This window comes from Serratia sp. CY38905, assembly GCF_052168875.1.
Classification (GTDB): domain Bacteria; phylum Pseudomonadota; class Gammaproteobacteria; order Enterobacterales; family Enterobacteriaceae; genus Serratia; species Serratia sarumanii.
On the sequence record NZ_JBJNLV010000012.1, the window covers coordinates 1 to 16,592 of the forward strand.

At 61.1% G+C, this 16,592-nt stretch carries 13 protein-coding genes and 3 pseudogenes; 4 read left to right on the top strand and 12 right to left on the bottom strand.

Going from position 1 to position 16,592, the window contains the following annotated elements:
• Positions 1 to 123: 123 nt before the first annotated feature.
• Together ACJ8MK_RS20585 and ACJ8MK_RS20590 are read right to left on the bottom strand one after the other, a co-directional pair.
• Positions 124 to 270 (bottom strand): annotated as a pseudogene (locus ACJ8MK_RS20585) (helix-turn-helix domain-containing protein); the annotation flags it as partial.
• 61 nt (positions 271 to 331) lie between these two features.
• Positions 332 to 589 (bottom strand): annotated as a pseudogene (locus tag ACJ8MK_RS20590) (transposase); the annotation flags it as partial.
• A gap of 229 nt (positions 590 to 818) precedes the next feature.
• On the opposite strand from ACJ8MK_RS20590, the pseudogene ACJ8MK_RS20595 reads away from it, so the two are divergent.
• Positions 819 to 1,829 (top strand): annotated as a pseudogene (locus ACJ8MK_RS20595) (DUF3362 domain-containing protein); the annotation flags it as partial.
• Between the two features lie 63 nt (positions 1,830 to 1,892).
• Here ACJ8MK_RS20595 and ACJ8MK_RS20600 read toward each other — a convergent pair.
• The 3 genes from ACJ8MK_RS20600 to yqhD all read right to left on the bottom strand — a co-directional run bounded on the left by ACJ8MK_RS20600 (position 1,893) and on the right by yqhD (position 4,916).
• Positions 1,893 to 2,498, bottom strand: coding sequence for a transglycosylase SLT domain-containing protein (locus ACJ8MK_RS20600; RefSeq protein ID WP_442518022.1), 606 nt, complete (start codon positions 2,496 to 2,498; stop codon positions 1,893 to 1,895).
• Between the two features lie 142 nt (positions 2,499 to 2,640).
• Positions 2,641 to 3,465: a 2,5-didehydrogluconate reductase DkgA gene (dkgA, locus tag ACJ8MK_RS20605; RefSeq protein WP_033654835.1), complete on the bottom strand. Its 825-nt coding sequence runs from the start codon at positions 3,463 to 3,465 to the stop codon at positions 2,641 to 2,643.
• A gap of 287 nt (positions 3,466 to 3,752) precedes the next feature.
• On the bottom strand, positions 3,753 to 4,916 hold the full coding sequence (gene yqhD, locus ACJ8MK_RS20610; RefSeq protein WP_033654836.1) for an alcohol dehydrogenase: 1,164 nt from the start codon (positions 4,914 to 4,916) through the stop codon (positions 3,753 to 3,755).
• A 226-nt stretch (positions 4,917 to 5,142) separates the two neighbouring features.
• Between yqhD and ACJ8MK_RS20615 the strand changes: the two genes are divergently transcribed.
• Entirely contained in the window at positions 5,143 to 6,030 is an 888-nt protein-coding gene (locus tag ACJ8MK_RS20615) for an AraC family transcriptional regulator (protein ID WP_194243347.1), read from the top strand.
• 67 nt (positions 6,031 to 6,097) lie between these two features.
• On the opposite strand, the gene ACJ8MK_RS20620 is transcribed toward ACJ8MK_RS20615, so the two are convergent.
• Together ACJ8MK_RS20620 and metC are read right to left on the bottom strand one after the other, a co-directional pair.
• The gene (locus ACJ8MK_RS20620; RefSeq protein ID WP_033636044.1) at positions 6,098 to 6,760 is read right to left on the bottom strand and encodes a DedA family protein; all 663 of its coding nucleotides are present in this window, start codon (positions 6,758 to 6,760) and stop codon (positions 6,098 to 6,100) included.
• A gap of 130 nt (positions 6,761 to 6,890) precedes the next feature.
• The gene (metC, locus tag ACJ8MK_RS20625) at positions 6,891 to 8,102 is read right to left on the bottom strand and encodes a cystathionine beta-lyase (RefSeq protein WP_033654838.1); all 1,212 of its coding nucleotides are present in this window, start codon (positions 8,100 to 8,102) and stop codon (positions 6,891 to 6,893) included.
• Positions 8,103 to 8,533: 431 nt separating this feature from the next.
• Here metC and exbB point away from each other — a divergent pair, with 431 nt between their 5' ends.
• On the top strand, positions 8,534 to 9,511 hold the full coding sequence (exbB, locus tag ACJ8MK_RS20630; RefSeq protein WP_080289921.1) for a tol-pal system-associated acyl-CoA thioesterase: 978 nt from the start codon (positions 8,534 to 8,536) through the stop codon (positions 9,509 to 9,511).
• Between the two features lie 3 nt (positions 9,512 to 9,514).
• Positions 9,515 to 9,937, top strand: a complete 423-nt coding sequence (exbD, locus tag ACJ8MK_RS20635; RefSeq protein WP_004937307.1) for a TonB system transport protein ExbD — start codon at positions 9,515 to 9,517, stop codon at positions 9,935 to 9,937.
• 55 nt (positions 9,938 to 9,992) lie between these two features.
• Here the strand turns inward: exbD and ACJ8MK_RS20640 are convergent, their stop codons facing one another.
• The 5 genes from ACJ8MK_RS20640 to ACJ8MK_RS20660 form a co-directional block, all read right to left on the bottom strand.
• Positions 9,993 to 11,027, bottom strand: a complete 1,035-nt coding sequence (locus tag ACJ8MK_RS20640) for a LacI family DNA-binding transcriptional regulator (RefSeq protein WP_041036713.1) — start codon at positions 11,025 to 11,027, stop codon at positions 9,993 to 9,995.
• A 30-nt stretch (positions 11,028 to 11,057) separates the two neighbouring features.
• Positions 11,058 to 12,467 (bottom strand): glycoside hydrolase family 32 protein, encoded by a 1,410-nt coding sequence (locus tag ACJ8MK_RS20645; RefSeq protein ID WP_442518043.1) that lies wholly within the window; start codon positions 12,465 to 12,467, stop codon positions 11,058 to 11,060.
• The gene (locus ACJ8MK_RS20650) at positions 12,467 to 13,837 is read right to left on the bottom strand and encodes a sucrose-specific PTS transporter subunit IIBC (protein ID WP_033636041.1); all 1,371 of its coding nucleotides are present in this window, start codon (positions 13,835 to 13,837) and stop codon (positions 12,467 to 12,469) included. Before ACJ8MK_RS20650 ends, ACJ8MK_RS20645 begins: the two co-directional genes overlap by 1 nt.
• Before the next feature lie 63 nt (positions 13,838 to 13,900).
• Complete coding sequence (locus tag ACJ8MK_RS20655) at positions 13,901 to 15,310, bottom strand: carbohydrate porin (RefSeq protein WP_439066147.1); 1,410 nt, start codon at positions 15,308 to 15,310, stop codon at positions 13,901 to 13,903.
• A 195-nt stretch (positions 15,311 to 15,505) separates the two neighbouring features.
• On the bottom strand, positions 15,506 to 16,432 hold the full coding sequence (locus ACJ8MK_RS20660; protein ID WP_442518023.1) for an aminoimidazole riboside kinase: 927 nt from the start codon (positions 16,430 to 16,432) through the stop codon (positions 15,506 to 15,508).
• Between the last annotated feature and the right edge of the window lie 160 nt (positions 16,433 to 16,592).

The window sequence follows — 16,592 nt, forward strand, 5'->3', positions numbered from 1 at the left end:
CGTACGGCCCACAGAATGATGTCACGCTGAAAATGCCGGCCTTTGAATGGGTTCATGTGCAGCTCCATCAGCAAAAGGGGATGATAAGTTTATCACCACCGACTATTTGCAACAGTGCCCATTGGGTTTTATGCCGCCGGTGTCCCTCAACATGGTGAAAATAGTTCCGGGTTTTGAATCCAGAATCTTAGCTATTTCACTAAATCCTGTCCCACTCTTCCACAAGTCGAAAACGAGCGATTTTTCTTTTGCTGTAAATGTACGTTTCATCAAACGATCCTCCGCAACCACATGTTTTCACATGGTTGTTGCGTTGACCAATTGAATCTACAGCGGCCTTTTTCAGGATATCCCGTTCTTCTTCGGTACGTTTTAGCTGTGCCCGTAGTTTCAGGATCTCGCTTTTGGCTTCCAGTAAATCCCGGGCATGCTGCTCGCTGTTATCCGGTTTGATAGCCCGTAGCCACTTGTAGAGGCTGTGGGCAGAAACGCCCAGACGGTCAGATACTTCGGCAACGGAATAACCGCGTTCCGTTATCTGTCGGACGGCTTCTTCCTTAAATTCAGGTGTAAATCGTGGTGTGCCCATATGCTCCCCCTATGCTCAAACTATAGGGCAGGATCGTCTACCGGGGTGGGGTCAGTCCAACTATAGGGCAGATTTGTCTACGGGCTCGGGGGCACTCCACACCTTTAATCAGGTGGCCAAATTTACTGTGCCACTACAGTTTTCATCTGTTTTATCAGACTTAGAAAAATGAAATCTTTCAATTCATTGATTTTAAACGCAAAAAAATTTCTAAATGATCAGAATTATAGGGTGCTCGCTCTGTTCGATCACCGAGCATGAAGGGCGCATCATCCAGAGCCGTTCGGAAGATTCGATCGTTCGTGAAATCGAAGAGATCCGCGACAAGGTGCCGGGCTTCACCGGCGTGATCTCCGATCTCGGCGGCCCGACCGCCAACATGTATATGCTGCGCTGCACCAACCCGCGCGCCGAGCAGACCTGCCGCCGCGCCTCGTGCGTGTATCCGGAGATCTGCACCTACATGGACACCAACCACGAGCCGACCATCAAGCTGTATCGCCGCGCGCGTTCGCTGGAGGGCATCAAGAAGATCCTGATCGCTTCCGGGGTTCGTTACGATCTGGCGGTGGAAGATCCGCGTTATATCAAGGAGCTGGCGACCCACCACGTCGGCGGCTACCTGAAGATCGCGCCGGAGCACACCGAAGAAGGGCCGCTATCGAAGATGATGAAGCCGGGCATGGGCAGCTACGATCGCTTCAAGCAGCTGTTTGATCACTATTCGAAGCAGGCGGGCAAAGAGCAGTACCTGATCCCGTACTTCATCTCGTCGCACCCGGGCACCCGCGATGAAGACATGGTGAACCTGGCGCTGTGGCTGAAGAAGAACCGTTTCCGCCTCGATCAGGTGCAGAACTTCTATCCTTCGCCGATGGCCAACTCCACCACCATGTATTACAGCGGCAAAAACCCGCTGAGCAAGGTGGGGTACAAGAGCGAAGACGTGGTGGTGCCGCGCGGCGATCGCCAGCGCCGCCTGCACAAGGCGCTGCTGCGTTACCACGATCCGGCCAACTGGGCGCTGATCCGCGCCGCGCTGGAAGAGATGGGGCTGAAGCACCTGATCGGCAGCCGCCGCGAGTGTCTGGTGCCGGCGCCGAGCATCGACGAGCAGCGCGAAGCGAAACGCCTGCAGCGCCATACCCGGCCGGCGCTGACCAAACATACCGATATCAATCGGCAGCGCACGCCGTCCAACCGGCCGCCACGCAAACCGATTCGCAAAGCCAAGCCGTAACGGCCACGCCGCGGGCGCAAACAAAAAGGAGAACCCTCGGGTTCTCCTTTTAACTTTTACTCATCACAGCCGATCGTAGGCGGCTTCCACTTTCATCAAATGGCGCGGCGCCTGCGGAGCGGGGTGGTATTTGCGCACGTGCCAGTTAAAGGCTTCCGGCGACAGGTTGTTGATCATCGCGATGGCCTGCTGGCGGTTGCTGGAGAAGGTGCGCAGCAGCGCGCCGGTGCCGTTGACGTAGGCGATGATGGTGGCGTAGCGCAGCGTAACTGGATTGGCGATCCCTTTAAGTTGTTGTTTTTGCAAGGTGGCCAGATAGGCGGCGCCGAGATCGATATTGGTGTCGGGATCCAGCAGATCGTCATCGTCCGGGCAACCGCGTTTGCCTTTGTAACGATAGGCGTCGCAGCCGGCGGTATCGGCTTTCAGCTGCATCAGGCCGATCGCATTGGATCTGCTCACTGCGGCGGGGTTGAAACCGGACTCCACCTGGATCATGGCGGTGATCAGCTTGGCGTCTACGCCGTATTCGCTGGCGGCGTCTTTAATGGCGCTGTCGAAGGCGTGGCGATCGTAGCTGACGCGCTGTTTCTTGCCGGCGCAACCCGCCAGCACCAGCATGATGCAAAGCACGCCCAGCCGTGATCCGTGTGAGAAAGAGAATTTCATGGTGCTCCGTGCTTGTCTGTTTTTTAACGGTATTAACCGGCGGGCGGAGCCTCCGGCGTCGTCATCATAACGTCAGGCGGCGCAAGGGAGCAATGTGCGGAAAGGAAAAGCCCCCTCCGGCGGGAGAGGGCTTGGGGAGGAATTACAGGGTATCCGGATCCGGCCCGAGGCGGTTGCCGATGTCCAGCTTGGCGATCTCGCCCAGTTCGTCCTTATCGAGTTTGAAATCAAACACCTCGAAGTTTTCGCGGATGCGCGACGGCGTGACCGATTTCGGGATCACGATCAGGCCGCTGTCCAGGTGCCAGCGCACCACGATCTGCGCCGGGGTTTTCTCGTATTTTTCGGCCAGCGCCTTGATCAGCGGCTGGTCGAACACCCCTTCACCGCCCTGCGCCAGCGGGCTCCAGGATTCGGTGGCGATGTGGTGCGTGGCGTTCCAGGCGCGCAGCTGGCGCTGTTGCAGCAGCGGGTGCAGCTCTATCTGGTTGACGACCGGCGCCACGTTGGTTTCATCCAGCAGGCGCTGCAGGTGCGGCGTATGGAAGTTGCATACGCCGATGCTTTTCACCAGGCCTTGATCGCGCAGTTTGATCAGTTCGCGCCAGGCGGAGACGTATTGATCCTGCTGCGGGCGCGGCCAGTGGATCAGGTACAGATCCACATAATCCAGCTTGAGTTTTTCCAAACTGGTTTCCAGCGCCGCCAGCGGATCGCCCTGATCGTCGTTCCACAGCTTGGTGGTGATGAACAGGTCGCTGCGCGGCAGCGAGCTGGACTGCAGCGCGGCGCCGACGCCTTCCTCGTTCTTGTAGATCGCGGCGGTGTCGATGGAGCGGTAGCCGATCTCCAGCGCTTTGCTCACCGCGCGGGTGGTCTCTTCAATACTCGCCTGCCAAACGCCGAGACCCAACTGCGGCATCAGATTACCATCGTGGAGTTTGATGATGGGTTGTTGCGTTGTCATGCGCATCTCCTTGTGTACGGATTGCGGCGCCTGCGGCACCGAAACGGCTATAGATAAATTCTAGTTGGCAAAGTGGGCGGTTGCCGGGTTTGCCAGCCTAATTTCAGCGGTGGCGGGAGGGCGATTTTCTCGCCGCTCTCCCTGCGAATGAGCGGTAAGACGGGTGGTGCGAAACGATCGGCGGCGCGCTGAGGCCCCTGACAACGCCCGGTGATCGGCCGGGCGCCGGATGCGGCGAAAAATGGCTGGCGGAGACTAAAGCCTAGCAAAAAATCGCCGTTTTGCGATTAACGCGCCGCTTCATAAATGCGGCGGCTGACGTCCAGGGTGATGTCCTGATGCTCGCCCAGGGCGGTCATGCCGTGCTGATGCAGCTTGTCGAGCAGCGCCGGAATGCTGCTGCCGTCGAGCTGATAATCCGCCATGCGGGTCGGTACGCCCATCTGCTCGAAGAAGGCGCGAGTGGCGGCGATGGCGCCGTCGATGCGGCTGTCTTCGCTGCCTTCGCGCAGGCCCCAAACGCGGTCAGCGTACTGCAGCAGTTTTGCGCGCTTCTGCGCTTTCTTCTCGTGCAGCAGCGCCGGCAGCACGATGGCCAGCGTTTGCGCGTGGTCGAGATCGTGCATGGCGGTCAGCTCGTGGCCCAGCATGTGGGTTGCCCAGTCCTGCGGCACCCCGGCGCCGATCAGGCCGTTCAGCGCCATGGTGGCGCTCCACATCACGTTGGCGCGCACCGCATAGTTTTCCGGTTCGGCCAGCGCGCGCGGGCCGTCTTCCAGCAGGGTCAGCAGCAGGCCTTCGGCGAAGCGATCCTGCACCTTGGCGTCGACCGGGTAGGTCAGATACTGCTCCAGGGTGTGCACGAAGGCGTCGACCACGCCATTGGCGATTTGGCGCGGCGGCAGCGAATAGGTCACCACCGGATCCAGCACGGCGAAGCGCGGCTGCACCAGCGGCGAGAAGAAGTGCTGCTTGTCGCCGCTGCTTTTACGGGTGATCACCGCGCCGCTGTTGGATTCGGAGCCGGTGGCCGGCAGCGTCAGCACGCAGCCCATCGGCACCGCGTCGGCGATGTGGCTGCCGACGGTCTGCAGGATATGCCAGGCGTCGCCGTTGGCGGTATAACGGGCGGCGGCGGCGATGAACTTGGTGCCGTCAACCACCGACCCGCCGCCGACCGCCAGCAGGAAATCGATGTTTTCCGCCTTCACCACCTCGACCGCTTTCATCAGAGTTTCGTAGGTTGGGTTCGGCTCGATGCCGGAGAACTCCCGCACGTCGCGGCCGGCCAGCGCGCTATACACCTGATCCAGCACGCCGTTTTTCTTCACGCTGCCGCCACCGTAGGTGATCAGGATGCGTGCGTCCGCCGGGATCTGGCCGGCCACTTCGGCAATTTGGTCCTTGCCGAACAGGATTTTGGTTGGGGTATGCAGAATGAAGTTTTGCATGGTTGATTTCTCTCTTGCTGTCAGGCGGGCGCCAACGCGGCGCAAAGGTTTCTGGCCCGTATTGTCAGCAACCTGCCGGCAGCGCACAATGCACATTCCTGTTTGGTTCTTGCCTATTTCTACAATCCTCTGTAGGAATGGTGAATTCTAAATTATGATTTATGCCGAATCGTTCTGACTGTAAGAGGGTGTTTCCGTGATTGAAATCGATGCGCAGCGCAGCCGCATGGCGCGCCAGGCGATGGCTATCGCCACCGGCAACGGCTACACGCCGTCGCCGGTGCCGCGGGTGAAGATCCTGTATGTCGATCGCCACTGCCCGCGCCAACCGGTGATGTACGAACCGGGGATCGTCATCATCTTTCAGGGGCACAAGGTCGGCTATTGCGGCAGTAAGGTGTTCCAGTACGATCCGCGCAACTACCTGCTGATGACGGTGCCGCTGCCGTTCGAATGCGAAACCTTCGCCAGCCCGGAACTGCCGCTGGTTGGATTGGCGGTCAATATCGATACCCAAATGCTGCAGGATTTGCTGATCGACATCGGCGACGACGACTACCTGATGCAACCGCGGGCGGAGAGCAACGGGGTGAACCTGGCCGAGTTGACGGAAGCGCTGCTGTGCGCCACCGAACGCCTGCTGGACGTGATGGCCAAGCCGCTCGACGCCCGGGTGCTGGGGCCGCAGATCGTGCGCGAGATCCTTTACTACGTGCTGCGCGGCACCTGCGGCGCGTCGCTGCAGGAGTTGGTCAATCGCCATACCCACTTCAGCCAGATCGCCAAGGCGCTGCGGCGCATCGAACATCAGTATGCCGACAACCTCAACGTCGAGCAGTTGGCCGGCGAGGTCAACATGAGCGTCTCGGCGTTCCACCACAATTTCAAGGCGGTGACCAACACCTCGCCGCTGCAATACGTGAAGTCGTACCGGCTGCATAAGGCGCGCCTGCTGATGGTGCATGACGGCCTGAAGGCCAGCACCGCGGCGATCCGCGTCGGCTACGAGAGCGCGTCGCAGTTCAGCCGTGAATTCAAGCGGCTGTTCGGCATGACGCCGAGCGATGAAGTCGCCCGGCTGCGCGAGGCCAACCCGCTGCTGCTGGAGGGCTGAGCCGCGTTTACGGGGGCAGTGCGATCTTGCCGGGCGCTGGTCGAGAAGGCGCTGTAGCGCGCCGGATTTAGGAAGAGGAAGCGCGCTTTTTGCGCCAGATCACCAGCATGGCGCCCAGCAGGCCGACGAACAGCAGCAGCAGCGGCAGCAGCATCAGGCCGGTCATCACCTGGCTTTCGTAGCGTTTTACCAGAGGGATTTGACTGAAAGCGTAGCCGAGGCCCACCAGCGCACAGACCCAGATCGCCGCGCTCAGCCAGTTGAACACCTGGAAGCGCGAGCTGTTGAGCCCGGAAATGCCGGCCATGGTCGGCAGCAGCGTGCGCACGAAGCCGAGGAAGCGGCCGATCAGCAGCGCCGTCAGCCCGTGGCGATTGAACAGGTTGTGCGCGCGCTGGTGGTACTGCGCCGGCAGCTGCAGCAGCCAGCTCTTCACCAGGCCGGTGTGGCCCAGCCAGCGGCCCTGGATATAGCTCAGCCAGCAGCCGAGGCCGGCGGCGGCGGTCAGAATCAGCAGGGTGGGGGCAAAGCCCATCACGCCTTTGGCGATCAGCGCGCCCGACAGCAGCAGCAGGCTGTCGCCGGGGAGGAAGGAGGCGGGCAGCAGTCCGTTTTCCAAAAACAGGGTGGTGAAAAGTACGGCGTAAACCACCCAAATTACGCTTGGATCGGCGAGGGCGATAAAGTCCTGCTGCCAAAGCGCATGAATAATCTCTCGTAATACATCCATTTTATGTCCTGTTGCATGCCGGTTGCGCCCGGGGTCACGTTCTCCAGGATGCGGCGGTTACCGTATCTGACAGTTACCCGATTAGTGTACCGCTAATAGCTTAAGCCGACATTAAACAAGGCGAAGAAAATTACCGGAATCCGTCTTGGCGCACGCCGTTGAGGCGATCGAAGCCGGCCGCCAGATCGGCGATCAGGTCTTCGACGTTCTCCAGGCCGATGTGCAGGCGCACCAGCGTGCCGGAGAAATCGACGCCGCCCGCCGGACGGATAGCTTCCAGCTCTTCCGGCTGGTTGGCCAGGATCAGCGACTCGAAGCCGCCCCAGGAGTAGGCCATGCTGAAATGGCTGAAGTTGTCCAGGTAGGCGGCCAGCTGCGCATCATCCAGCCGCTCTTTCAGCACGAAGGAGAACAGCCCGTTGCAGCCGCTGAAGTCGCGGCGGTAGAACTCGTGGCCCTTGCAGCTGGGCAGGGCCGGGTGATTGACCGTCGCCACCTCCGGCCGTGCCGCCAGCCAGTTGGCGACTTCGATGCTGCTGCGCTCGTGCTGCTTCAGGCGCACGCTCAGGGTGCGCAGGCCGCGGCTCGCCATGTAGGCGGTGTCGGCATCCACCATCTGCCCCATCAGGTAGGAGTACTCGCGCAGCCGATCCCAACAGCGCGCGTTGGCGACGGCGGTGCCGAGCATGTAATCGGAATGGCCGATCAGGTATTTGGTGCCGGCCTGAATCGAAATGTCGATGTCGAAATCCAGCGCCTTGAACAGCACGCCCGCCGCCCAGGTGTTGTCGATCATGATCACCACCTCCGGCGCCACGGCGCGGATGGCCTGCACCATCGCCGGGATATCCTGCACTTCCAGGGTGATGGAGCCGGGGGATTCCAGGAACACCACGCGGGTATTGGGCTGGATCAGCGTGGCGATATCGGCGCCAATTAATGGATCGAAATAGGTGGTGCTGACGTTCATGCGGCCGAGGATATGGGTGCAGAAATCCTGGGTCGGTTCGTACGCCGAGCCGGTGACCAGCAGGTGATCGCCGGCGCCGACGAACGACAGGATCGCATTGGCTACCGCCGCCGCGCCGCAGGGGTACAGCACGCAGCCGGCGCCGCCCTCCAGCTCCACCATCGCATCCTGCAGCGCGAAGTGGGTCAGGGTGCCGCGTCGGCCGTAAAACAGCTCGCCGTGGGCGCGCTGCGCGGTGGCGTGTTTTTTGGCGGCGACGGAGTCGAAGACCAAAGAAGAGGCGCGTTGCGTGACGGGATTGACGGAGCCCTGGGTGTAGCGCTTGCCGCGGCCGGCGCCGATCAGCGTGGTTTCGATATGTTTTGACGTCATGGTACCTGGCTCACCTCTGGTTGCTCTGCACGTGCCCGTTTGCGATAGCCCTTACGTTATCATGAGTTAATATAGCCATCCAGACGTTTTAACTTCCAGATACAGAAACGGCTATAATTGGCTGCCGACTGCGCATTTCTCGCCTCATCCTTCTGCCGAGCGGCGAGAGAGAAGCCCATTCATCGGTCGAGATGCCGTTCGGCAGCGTGGCCTTGTTGCGCCGTTGTGGGGGAAAAGTAACGAAATAACCCCATAAAAGGGGCGTTTGGCGGTGAACGGACGTGGATTGGCGCTTTGCCGCGGGGTTGGCTAAAATTTTCTCGTTTATTTGGTAAATAATAATGAGAACTACTATCAATCCCCGGTTGGTTTGATATGATCGCACGCTGAATTATTCCTTAATTTTGATCGGTAATGGGTGGAGGCACAGCGTGAAAACGGCTGGCAAGAATTTAAATCAAGGATCGTTCGGCCAGGGCCGGGCGCAGTGGGGCAAGGCCTTTGGCCGCAGCCTGATGGCTTCAATGGTGTTGGTCGTGGGGCTGGCCGGCAGCGCGCAGGCGGCGCCGGCGGCCAATCCGGCCGTTACCGAAAGCGTTGCGCCGACCACCGCGCCTGCACCTGCAGCCGCCGCGCCGGAAAGCATCACGCCGGTGAACCCGGCGCCAATGATCCAGCCACCGGAAACCCGCGGCATGGATCTGTCCGTTTGGGGCATGTATCAGCACGCCGACGCGGTGGTGAAAGCGGTAATGATCGGCCTGGTGCTGGCCTCGATCGTGACCTGGACCATTCTGTTCTCCAAAGGCAGTGAATTGCTGCGCGCCAAACGCCGCCTGCGCCGCGAACAGCTGGCGCTGGCCGACGCGCGCTCGCTGGATGAAGCTTCCGAGCTGGCGCAAAACTTCGGCTCGCAGAGCGTCAGCGCTGTCTTGCTGAACGACGCGCAAAATGAGCTGGAGCTGTCCGCAGAGTCCAGCGACAACAACGGCATCAAAGAGCGTACCGGCTTCCGCCTCGAGCGCCGCGTGGCGGCCTACAGCCGCAACATGGGCCGCGGCAACGGTTTCCTGGCCACCATCGGCGCCATCTCGCCGTTCGTCGGCCTGTTCGGCACCGTGTGGGGCATCATGAACAGCTTCATCGGCATCGCCCATTCGCAGACCACCAACCTGGCGGTCGTGGCGCCGGGCATCGCGGAAGCGCTGCTGGCGACCGCGCTGGGCCTGGTCGCGGCGATCCCTGCCGTCGTTATCTACAACATCTTTGCCCGCGTCATCAGCGGCCATCGCGCCCAGGTAGGCGACGTGGCGGCGCAGGTCTTGCTGCTGCAGGGCCGCGATCTGGATCTGGCCGCGACGGCGGAAGCCAAGCGCTCACAGCACGCACACCAACTGCGGGCGGGGTGAGTCATGGCGATGCGCTTAAATGAAGATCTGGACGACAGCGGCGAACTGCATGAAATCAACGTGACGCCGTTTATCGACGTCATGTTGGTGCTGTTGATCATCTTTATGGTGGCCGCGCCGCTGGCAACGGTAGATATCCGCGTCGATCTGCCGGCTTCTTCCGCCAAACCGCAGCCGCGGCCGGAAAAACCGGTGTTCCTGTCGGTGAAGGCCGACAAGCAGCTCTACGTTGGCGATCAGCCGGTGAATGCCGATCAGCTGACTTCGGTGCTGGATCAACGCACTCAGGCCAACAAAGAAACCACCATCTTCTTCCAGGCGGACAAGAGCGTGGACTATGAAACGCTGATGAGCGTGATGGACACCCTGCGTAAAGCCGGCTACCTGAAAGTGGGGCTGGTGGGCATGGAAGGCGCCGCCAAGTAGCGGCAGCAAAACGATAAAGGGCGCTCAGGCGCCCTTTTTTATAGATTCAGAAATATCACTCCCCGGCCAACAACGCCCGCGAACCGGCATGGCGCCAGTGGATACGGCCCGGCAGATAAAGCGCGTTCTGTTCCAGCGGCCGCTCGTCGATGAGCGCGGTGACCTGGCTGAAGCTATGTTGCGCCAGCGCCCGGCAGTCCTGCGCCACCGTGTCTATCTTCAACGTCATGCAGTCGAACAGGTAGTGATCGTCGAAGCTGCACAGGTGGATGTCGCTTTCCATCAGCTGATGCTGAGTCAGATAACGCAATACCCCTTCCAACAGGCCGCAGGCGGCGGTGAACAGCGCTTTAGGCGGACGCCCCAGTTGGGCGCACAGCTGAGCGAACATCTCGTAACCCGAGCTGGGGTGATAGCTGCCGTTGATGATCCATTCCGGTTTGCACGATACGCCGGCGCGCTCCAGGCCAAGCTGGAAGCCGGCCAGCCGATCGCGAGTCGGTGAAATGCGCGGCTGCCCGCCGAGAAAATAGATCTCATCCGGATGCTGGCGCGCGACCTTCTCCACCAGGTCGGCGGTCGAATTGACCGAGTCGGTGATCACCAGCGGCAGTTCGGAACCGGCGATCAGGCGATCCATCTGCACCACCGGCAGCCCGGCGTTGATCTTCTGGTATTCCGCGTCGTTCAACTGGCTGGAAGCGACGATCAGGCCGTCGACCTGCCGCTGCACCAGACTGTTCACCGCCATCATCTCCTGCGCCGGGTTTTCATCGGTACAGGCGATCAACAGCTGCAGACCGGCCTCGCGGCACAGCGTTTCCAGCTCGCGCGAGATCACCGCAAAGCCGTAGTTGGTCATCTCCGGCACCACCAGCCCCAGCGTGTGGCTGCGGTTGGAGCGCAAAGAGCGGGCGTGGATGCTGGGCTGATAATGGTGTTCGTGCGCCAGCGCCAGAATGCGATCGCGGGTGTCGTCGGACACCCGGTATTCCTTGCTGCGGCCGTTCAGCACCAGGCTGGCGGTCGATTTCGACACCCCGGCCAGCGTGGCGATGTCACTGATGGTAATGCGTTTATTTTTTTTCACTGACGCCGTCTGAAGTCATCGGAGGATGCGTCATTCTAGCATGCATGGCGTCAGCGGCCAGTATTCCAACGCCAGCGGCGCGCTCCCGTTCAGCCGCAATTGCGGTTCAGCTGCCGGGAAGTAGCGCGCGCTCATCACCGCCTCGCCGTGGTTGATGAAAATCTCCACGCTGGAACGATCGAACAGCAGCTGCAGATGCGTGACCGGGCCGCGCCAGTAACGGTGCTCCGGCCTACCGTCGGCCAGGGAAGCACGCGTCAGCTGCAGCCGTTCGCCGTCCCAGCTCAGCGTCATGGCGTCGCCAAAGGCGGCGCTGAACGCGCCCTGCGGCGTCAGCTGCAGCTCCGCGGCGCCCAGCGCATAGGTGGGGGCGTCATCGGCGCGGCCTTGCCAGTCTTCTCGCTCGCCGCGCAGCTGTTGCAGCTCGCGCGCCGGGCGTTGGTGGAGGCGGCCATGCCGCAGCGACAGCTCGCGTGGGCAGGTCATGGTGTGGATCCAGCCGTAACGGCGCGTCGGATGGGCTTCTTCATCTTGCTCGGGCACGCCCATCCAGCCGAACAGCAGGCGGCGGCCATCTTCCGCCAGCGTCGTCTGGGGCGCGTAGAACTCGAAGCCGGCGTCCAGCTCGCGAAATTCGCCGTGGCTGAAGGCCGCCTGCCGGTAATCCAGCTTACCGAGCAGATAGCCGGCCTGATAACGGTTGAGATAGCGTTCCGGCTGCGGCGCCAGCCCCTGCGGGCAGCAGATCAACACGTCGTCGCCGTCCAGCGAGAACAGGTCCGGGCACTCCCACATGTAGCCGAATTCACCCAGGTCGTTCAGGCCGGAACCGGCGATCTCCCCCAGCGCTTGCCAGTCGCGCAGATCGCAGGAACGCAGCAGCAGCACCTTGCCGCGATCCTGCAAGTCACGCGCGCCGAGCACCATGTACCAGGCATCCTGATGACGCCACACTTTCGGATCGCGTACGTGGCCGCTGTAGCCCTCCGGCAGCGGCAGCACCGGCCCGAGTTTGCGGTATTCGCCCCGATCGCTTTCCTGAGCCAGGCATTGGTAAGCGGTGCGCGAGCCGTCGGGGAATTTCACGTTGCCGGTGTAGATCAGCGTGATTTTGTCTTCCGCCACCACCGCCGAGCCGGAGTAACAGCCGTGGCTGTCGTAACAGGCGCCCGGCGCCAGGGCGATCGGCTGATGTTCCCAACGCAATAAATCGGTCGATTGCCAGTGTCCCCAGCACTTGTTGCGATGATCGCAGCCCAGCGGGTTCCACTGATAGAACAGGTGATAAACGCCGTTGTGCTGGATAAAGCCGTTGGGATCGTTCAGCAAGCCAACGCTGGGCGCCAGATGCCAGGCCGGGCGGTGCGGATCGCGCAGTGCGCGTGTCTGGCCGTTCATTACCGCCCGCAGCGCCTGTTTGATTAAGCTGAGTTTTTCCATCATTGCGCGTCCGTTTTATATTTCAGCAGCAGGGAGAGCACGAAGGCGCTGCCAAAAGCGATCGCCAGGCCGATGATATAGCTGACCAGCGAACTGGCCTGCACGATCGCCATGCCGGGGATCGCCGTCAGCCCGACCGCGTTCATGCCGACGTGGTTGGCCACCACCCAGGCGCCGCCGAGCGCGCCGCCCGCCAGCGCCGCCAGGAACGGTTTCACGAAGCGCAGGTTGATGCCGAACAGCGCCGCTTCGGTGATGCCGAGCATGGCGGAAAAGGCCGACGGCACCGCGATGGCTTTGATTTTGGCGTCGCGGGTTTTGAAATACACCGCCAGGCAAGCGCCGCCCTGCGCGATGTTGGCCATCGACCAGATCGGCAGCAGGAAGTTGACGCCGATATTGGGATTGCCGAGCAGCCCGGCCTCTACCGCATGGAAACTGTGGTGAATGCCGGTGATGACGATAGCGGAATAGAGGCCGCCGAACAGCAGCCCGGCGAACCAGCCCGCATGGGCAATCAGCGTGCTGAGCACGAAGGAGATGCCGTCGCCCAGCGCGCGGCCGGCGGGGCCGATAAACAGCAGGGCGACAAAGCCTGAGATGACCACCGTCAGGAACGGCGTCAGGATCAGATCGAGCGCGTTGGGGATCACCTTGCGCAGCCGCTTTTCCAGCACGCTCATGAACCACACCGTCAGCAGCACCGGGAACACGGTGCCCTGATAGCCAATCATGGCGATCTCCAGACCGAAGAAGTTCATGGTGTGGAACCCCTCGGCGACGCCCCAGGCGTTGGTCAGCGCCGGATGCGTCAAAATGCCGCCGAGCGTGGCGCCCAGATAGGGGTTGCCGCCGAATTCGCGTGCGGCGGTGAAGCCGATCAGAATCGGCAGGATAATGAACGCCGCCGAGCTGAACATATCCAGCATGATGAACAGCGCGCTGTTGGCATCGGCCCAGCCGTAGGTTTTCACCATGCCGAGCAGCCCCATCAGCAGGCCGGAAGCGACGATCGCCGGAATGATCGGCACGAAGATGTTCGACAGCAGGCGGGCGATGCGCTGCAGCGGGTTGAGCTTTTTCGCCGCGATATCGGCGGCTTCAGCCTTGCTGGATTCGCTGACGCCCGCCGCCTTGATGAATTCCGCATGCACCTTGTTCACCAGCCCGGTGCCGAAGATCACCTGGATTTGACCGGCGTTGCTGAAGCAGCCTTTGACGCCGTCCAGTTTGCCGATGGCCTCTTTGTCCACTTTGCTGTCGTCCACCAGCACCAGGCGCAGGCGCGTGGCGCAGTGGGCGGCGCTGGCGATATTCTCTTTACCGCCAAGCAGCGGCAACAGCGCGTTGGCGGTTGCGGTAATGTCCATGTTGTCCCCTTGCTAAATAAAAATGCCGCCGCGCCGTTTGCGGCGCAGCGCCGTGAATCGATGTCAGAAGAAATACTTGAATCTGGCGCGCATGCCGTAACGCTGGTCGTTGTCGCCGTTGGCGATCTTGTTGTCGGCGTTGGCCTCCAGCAGCGACACATAGGCGCCTAAATACAGATTGAAATTCTTCATATTCATAATGTCAGGTATCTGATACGACGCGTGAACGGTGTGGATGTCGTAGTTGCCCGGTTCGCTGAGCGGGTTGTGGATATCGGCGGCGATCCCGGCGGTATTGAACTCTTTGATATTGTTATGGGCATAGATATAACCCAGTTCGAAGCGCCGCCACAGCACGTTGACGCCGGCGGTGAAGTCTTGCTCGCCTGAGGCATCCAGATAGGCGGTGCTCAGGTTGGCCACCACGCCGTTGTCCGGATCGGTGGCGCTGTTGTTCCAGCTCATCGTCATGCCGTAGCCGTTGCGCTTGGACTGATCGACGAAACGGCCCTGGCTGTCCCGATAGCCGTAGGCGTTATTCACCACGTTGCTTTCCATCGCCGCCGCGATGCTGAAGGCGTCTTTTTTCCAGGCGATCACCGGCCGTAAATAGGCGACGTTTTTCTTATTGTCCAGGGCGTTGCCGTGGTAGCTGTTGTCCTGGAACAGCGAAGTGCCGTCCTCCACCAGCGTGTTCAGCTCGAAATAGACATCACCGGCGTATTTGCTCAGCATCAGGTTGCCGCCGCTGCTGCTGCGGCCGCGGCCCTCTTTCATCATGTAGATATAGCCGAAGCCGTCGGCGTACAGATCGTTGGCTGTATTGCCGGAGTATTGAATGAAGGTGTCCTGATTCAGCGGGAACATGTCGTAGGCTTCAAAGCGGCCGATTTTGGTTTGCCAGTTCTTTTCATTGCCGAAGAAGAAGGCGGCGTCGTCCAGGTTCATTTTGCCGGTCATGTCCGCCAGCGGCTGCACGCTGAAGCCGGAGAAGTTGCCGTCCGGATTGCGGCGGTAGCCGTCCAGCCCGACCAGAATGCGGCCGTTGATATCCCAACGTTCTTTGTCGCCGGGCTTCCAGTCCTTGTGGTCGCTGCCTTTCAGCGACGTCAGTTGGCCGCTGCGGCTGGCGCCGTCCAGATTGAACTCCACATCCCCGTACAGCTTCAGGTCATTGAATCCGCTCAGCTGCAGCGCGCTGGCCGGGGCAACCGGCGTTTCCGGCGTGGCGGCCTGCTGCGCAATCTGTGCGGTTTGCCGTTCGGTGTTGGCGGTGCGTTGTTCCAGCTGTTGCGCCCGACGTTCCGCCGCCGTCGCGCGGGTTTCAGCCTGTGCGGCGCGCCGTTCCGCCTGCGCCAGACGTTGTTCCAGCGCGTTGAGACGCGCCTCGATGCTGCCGCTGCCCGAGGCCGCTGCGCTGGAAGCGGAGAGGAAAAGCCCTGTTGTTATCGCCAAATAGCTGAGTTTTTTTATCATCGTCTATCATCCGGGTAAGGGTTGTTATTATTGTTTGCTAAATTGCTAAACCGGTTTTTCATGACGAAAGATAACGAGAGCGAAGCGAGCTGGCAACTCAGTTAGCTAACCCGATTCAGCTATTGTGATCGAGCGCGCAAATCGTGGGTAAAAGAGCACGGCGAACCTGCGGATCGCCGTGAATGCTGAAGATCAATGCAGGAAAGCGGCCAGCTCGTCGGCGCGGGGCAGGGCGGTCATGGCGCCTTTGGCGGTGGTGGCCAGCGCGCCGCAGGCCTGGGCCTGGGCGATAACCGCCGGCCATTGCGCTTCCTGCGGCAATTCGTGAAGGCGCGCCAGCGCCGCTAACAGCCCGGCGACGAAGGCGTCGCCGGCGCCGGTGGTATCGACCGGCACGATCGATGGCGCGTGGAAATGGCGCAGACGCTGCCCATCGTGTACGCAGACGCCGTCGCCGCCCAGCGTCACCAGCAGCAGGCGCAGCGGATAGGTTTGCATCATCCAGCGAATGGCGTTCTCCAGATCGTCAAGATGGCTGATGAAAGCCAGCTCTTCGCGCGACAGTTTCACCACGTCCGCCAGCAGCAGCGCCTTTTGCAGGCAGGGGCGCAGCGCTTCCGGCTGGCGCCAGACCTCTTCGCGGATGTTGGGATCGAAACTGACCCGGCCGCCGGCCGCCCGAATGCGTTCCATCGCGGTAAAGGCCGCGCTGCGGCTGGGCTCCTGCGAGAGCGCGATGGAGCAGAGGTGCAGCCATTCGCCCCGTTGGAAAGCCGGCAGATCGTCGGGTTGCAAAAACAGATCGGCGCTGGGCTGCACCATAAACGTGAATGAGCGCTCACCCTGCAGATCGAGATCCACCACGACCGTGGAGGTGTGGTGTTCGGGATCCGGCCGCATATGGCTGATATCCACCCCTTCATCGCTCAGCACCCGCTGCAAAAAGGCGCCGAAGCTGTCTTGCCCCACTCGCCCGATAAAAGCGCTGTCGCCACCGAGCCGGGCGATACCCACCGCCACGTTAGCCGGCGCGCCGCCGGGGCATTTGAGATAACCGTTGGCATTTTCCGGCACCAGGTCGATCACGGCGTCGCCCAGTACCCATACGCGATTCATCATGCTTAATCCCTGTTTTTGTCCTTGTCAGGTGGGGTGCTAAAATAGAAGAACCGGTTTAGCAAGGCAATGAAATAATGCGCTGGGGCGTTGGGAGGGTGAGGAAGATCAATTTTTTTCGGGGATCGGGGGGAAGAGAACCCGCCCCGCGAGCCGGCTCGGG

What these genes read in the sequence shown, in the direction of transcription:
- ACJ8MK_RS20620 (WP_033636044.1), bottom strand. Translation starts at nt 6,760, where the DNA reads ATGGATGTATTACGAGAGATTATTCATGCGCTTTGGCAGCAGGACTTT.
- exbD (WP_004937307.1), top strand. Translation starts at nt 9,515, where the DNA reads ATGGCGATGCGCTTAAATGAAGATCTGGACGACAGCGGCGAACTGCAT.
- ACJ8MK_RS20615 (WP_194243347.1), top strand. Translation starts at nt 5,143, where the DNA reads ATGGCGCGCCAGGCGATGGCTATCGCCACCGGCAACGGCTACACGCCG.
- ACJ8MK_RS20660 (WP_442518023.1), bottom strand. Translation starts at nt 16,432, where the DNA reads ATGATGAATCGCGTATGGGTACTGGGCGACGCCGTGATCGACCTGGTG.
- metC (WP_033654838.1), bottom strand. Translation starts at nt 8,102, where the DNA reads ATGACGTCAAAACATATCGAAACCACGCTGATCGGCGCCGGCCGCGGC.
- ACJ8MK_RS20645 (WP_442518043.1), bottom strand. Translation starts at nt 12,467, where the DNA reads ATGGAAAAACTCAGCTTAATCAAACAGGCGCTGCGGGCGGTAATGAAC.
- ACJ8MK_RS20600 (WP_442518022.1), bottom strand. Translation starts at nt 2,498, where the DNA reads ATGAAATTCTCTTTCTCACACGGATCACGGCTGGGCGTGCTTTGCATC.
- yqhD (WP_033654836.1), bottom strand. Translation starts at nt 4,916, where the DNA reads ATGCAAAACTTCATTCTGCATACCCCAACCAAAATCCTGTTCGGCAAG.
- ACJ8MK_RS20650 (WP_033636041.1), bottom strand. Translation starts at nt 13,837, where the DNA reads ATGGACATTACCGCAACCGCCAACGCGCTGTTGCCGCTGCTTGGCGGT.
- dkgA (WP_033654835.1), bottom strand. Translation starts at nt 3,465, where the DNA reads ATGACAACGCAACAACCCATCATCAAACTCCACGATGGTAATCTGATG.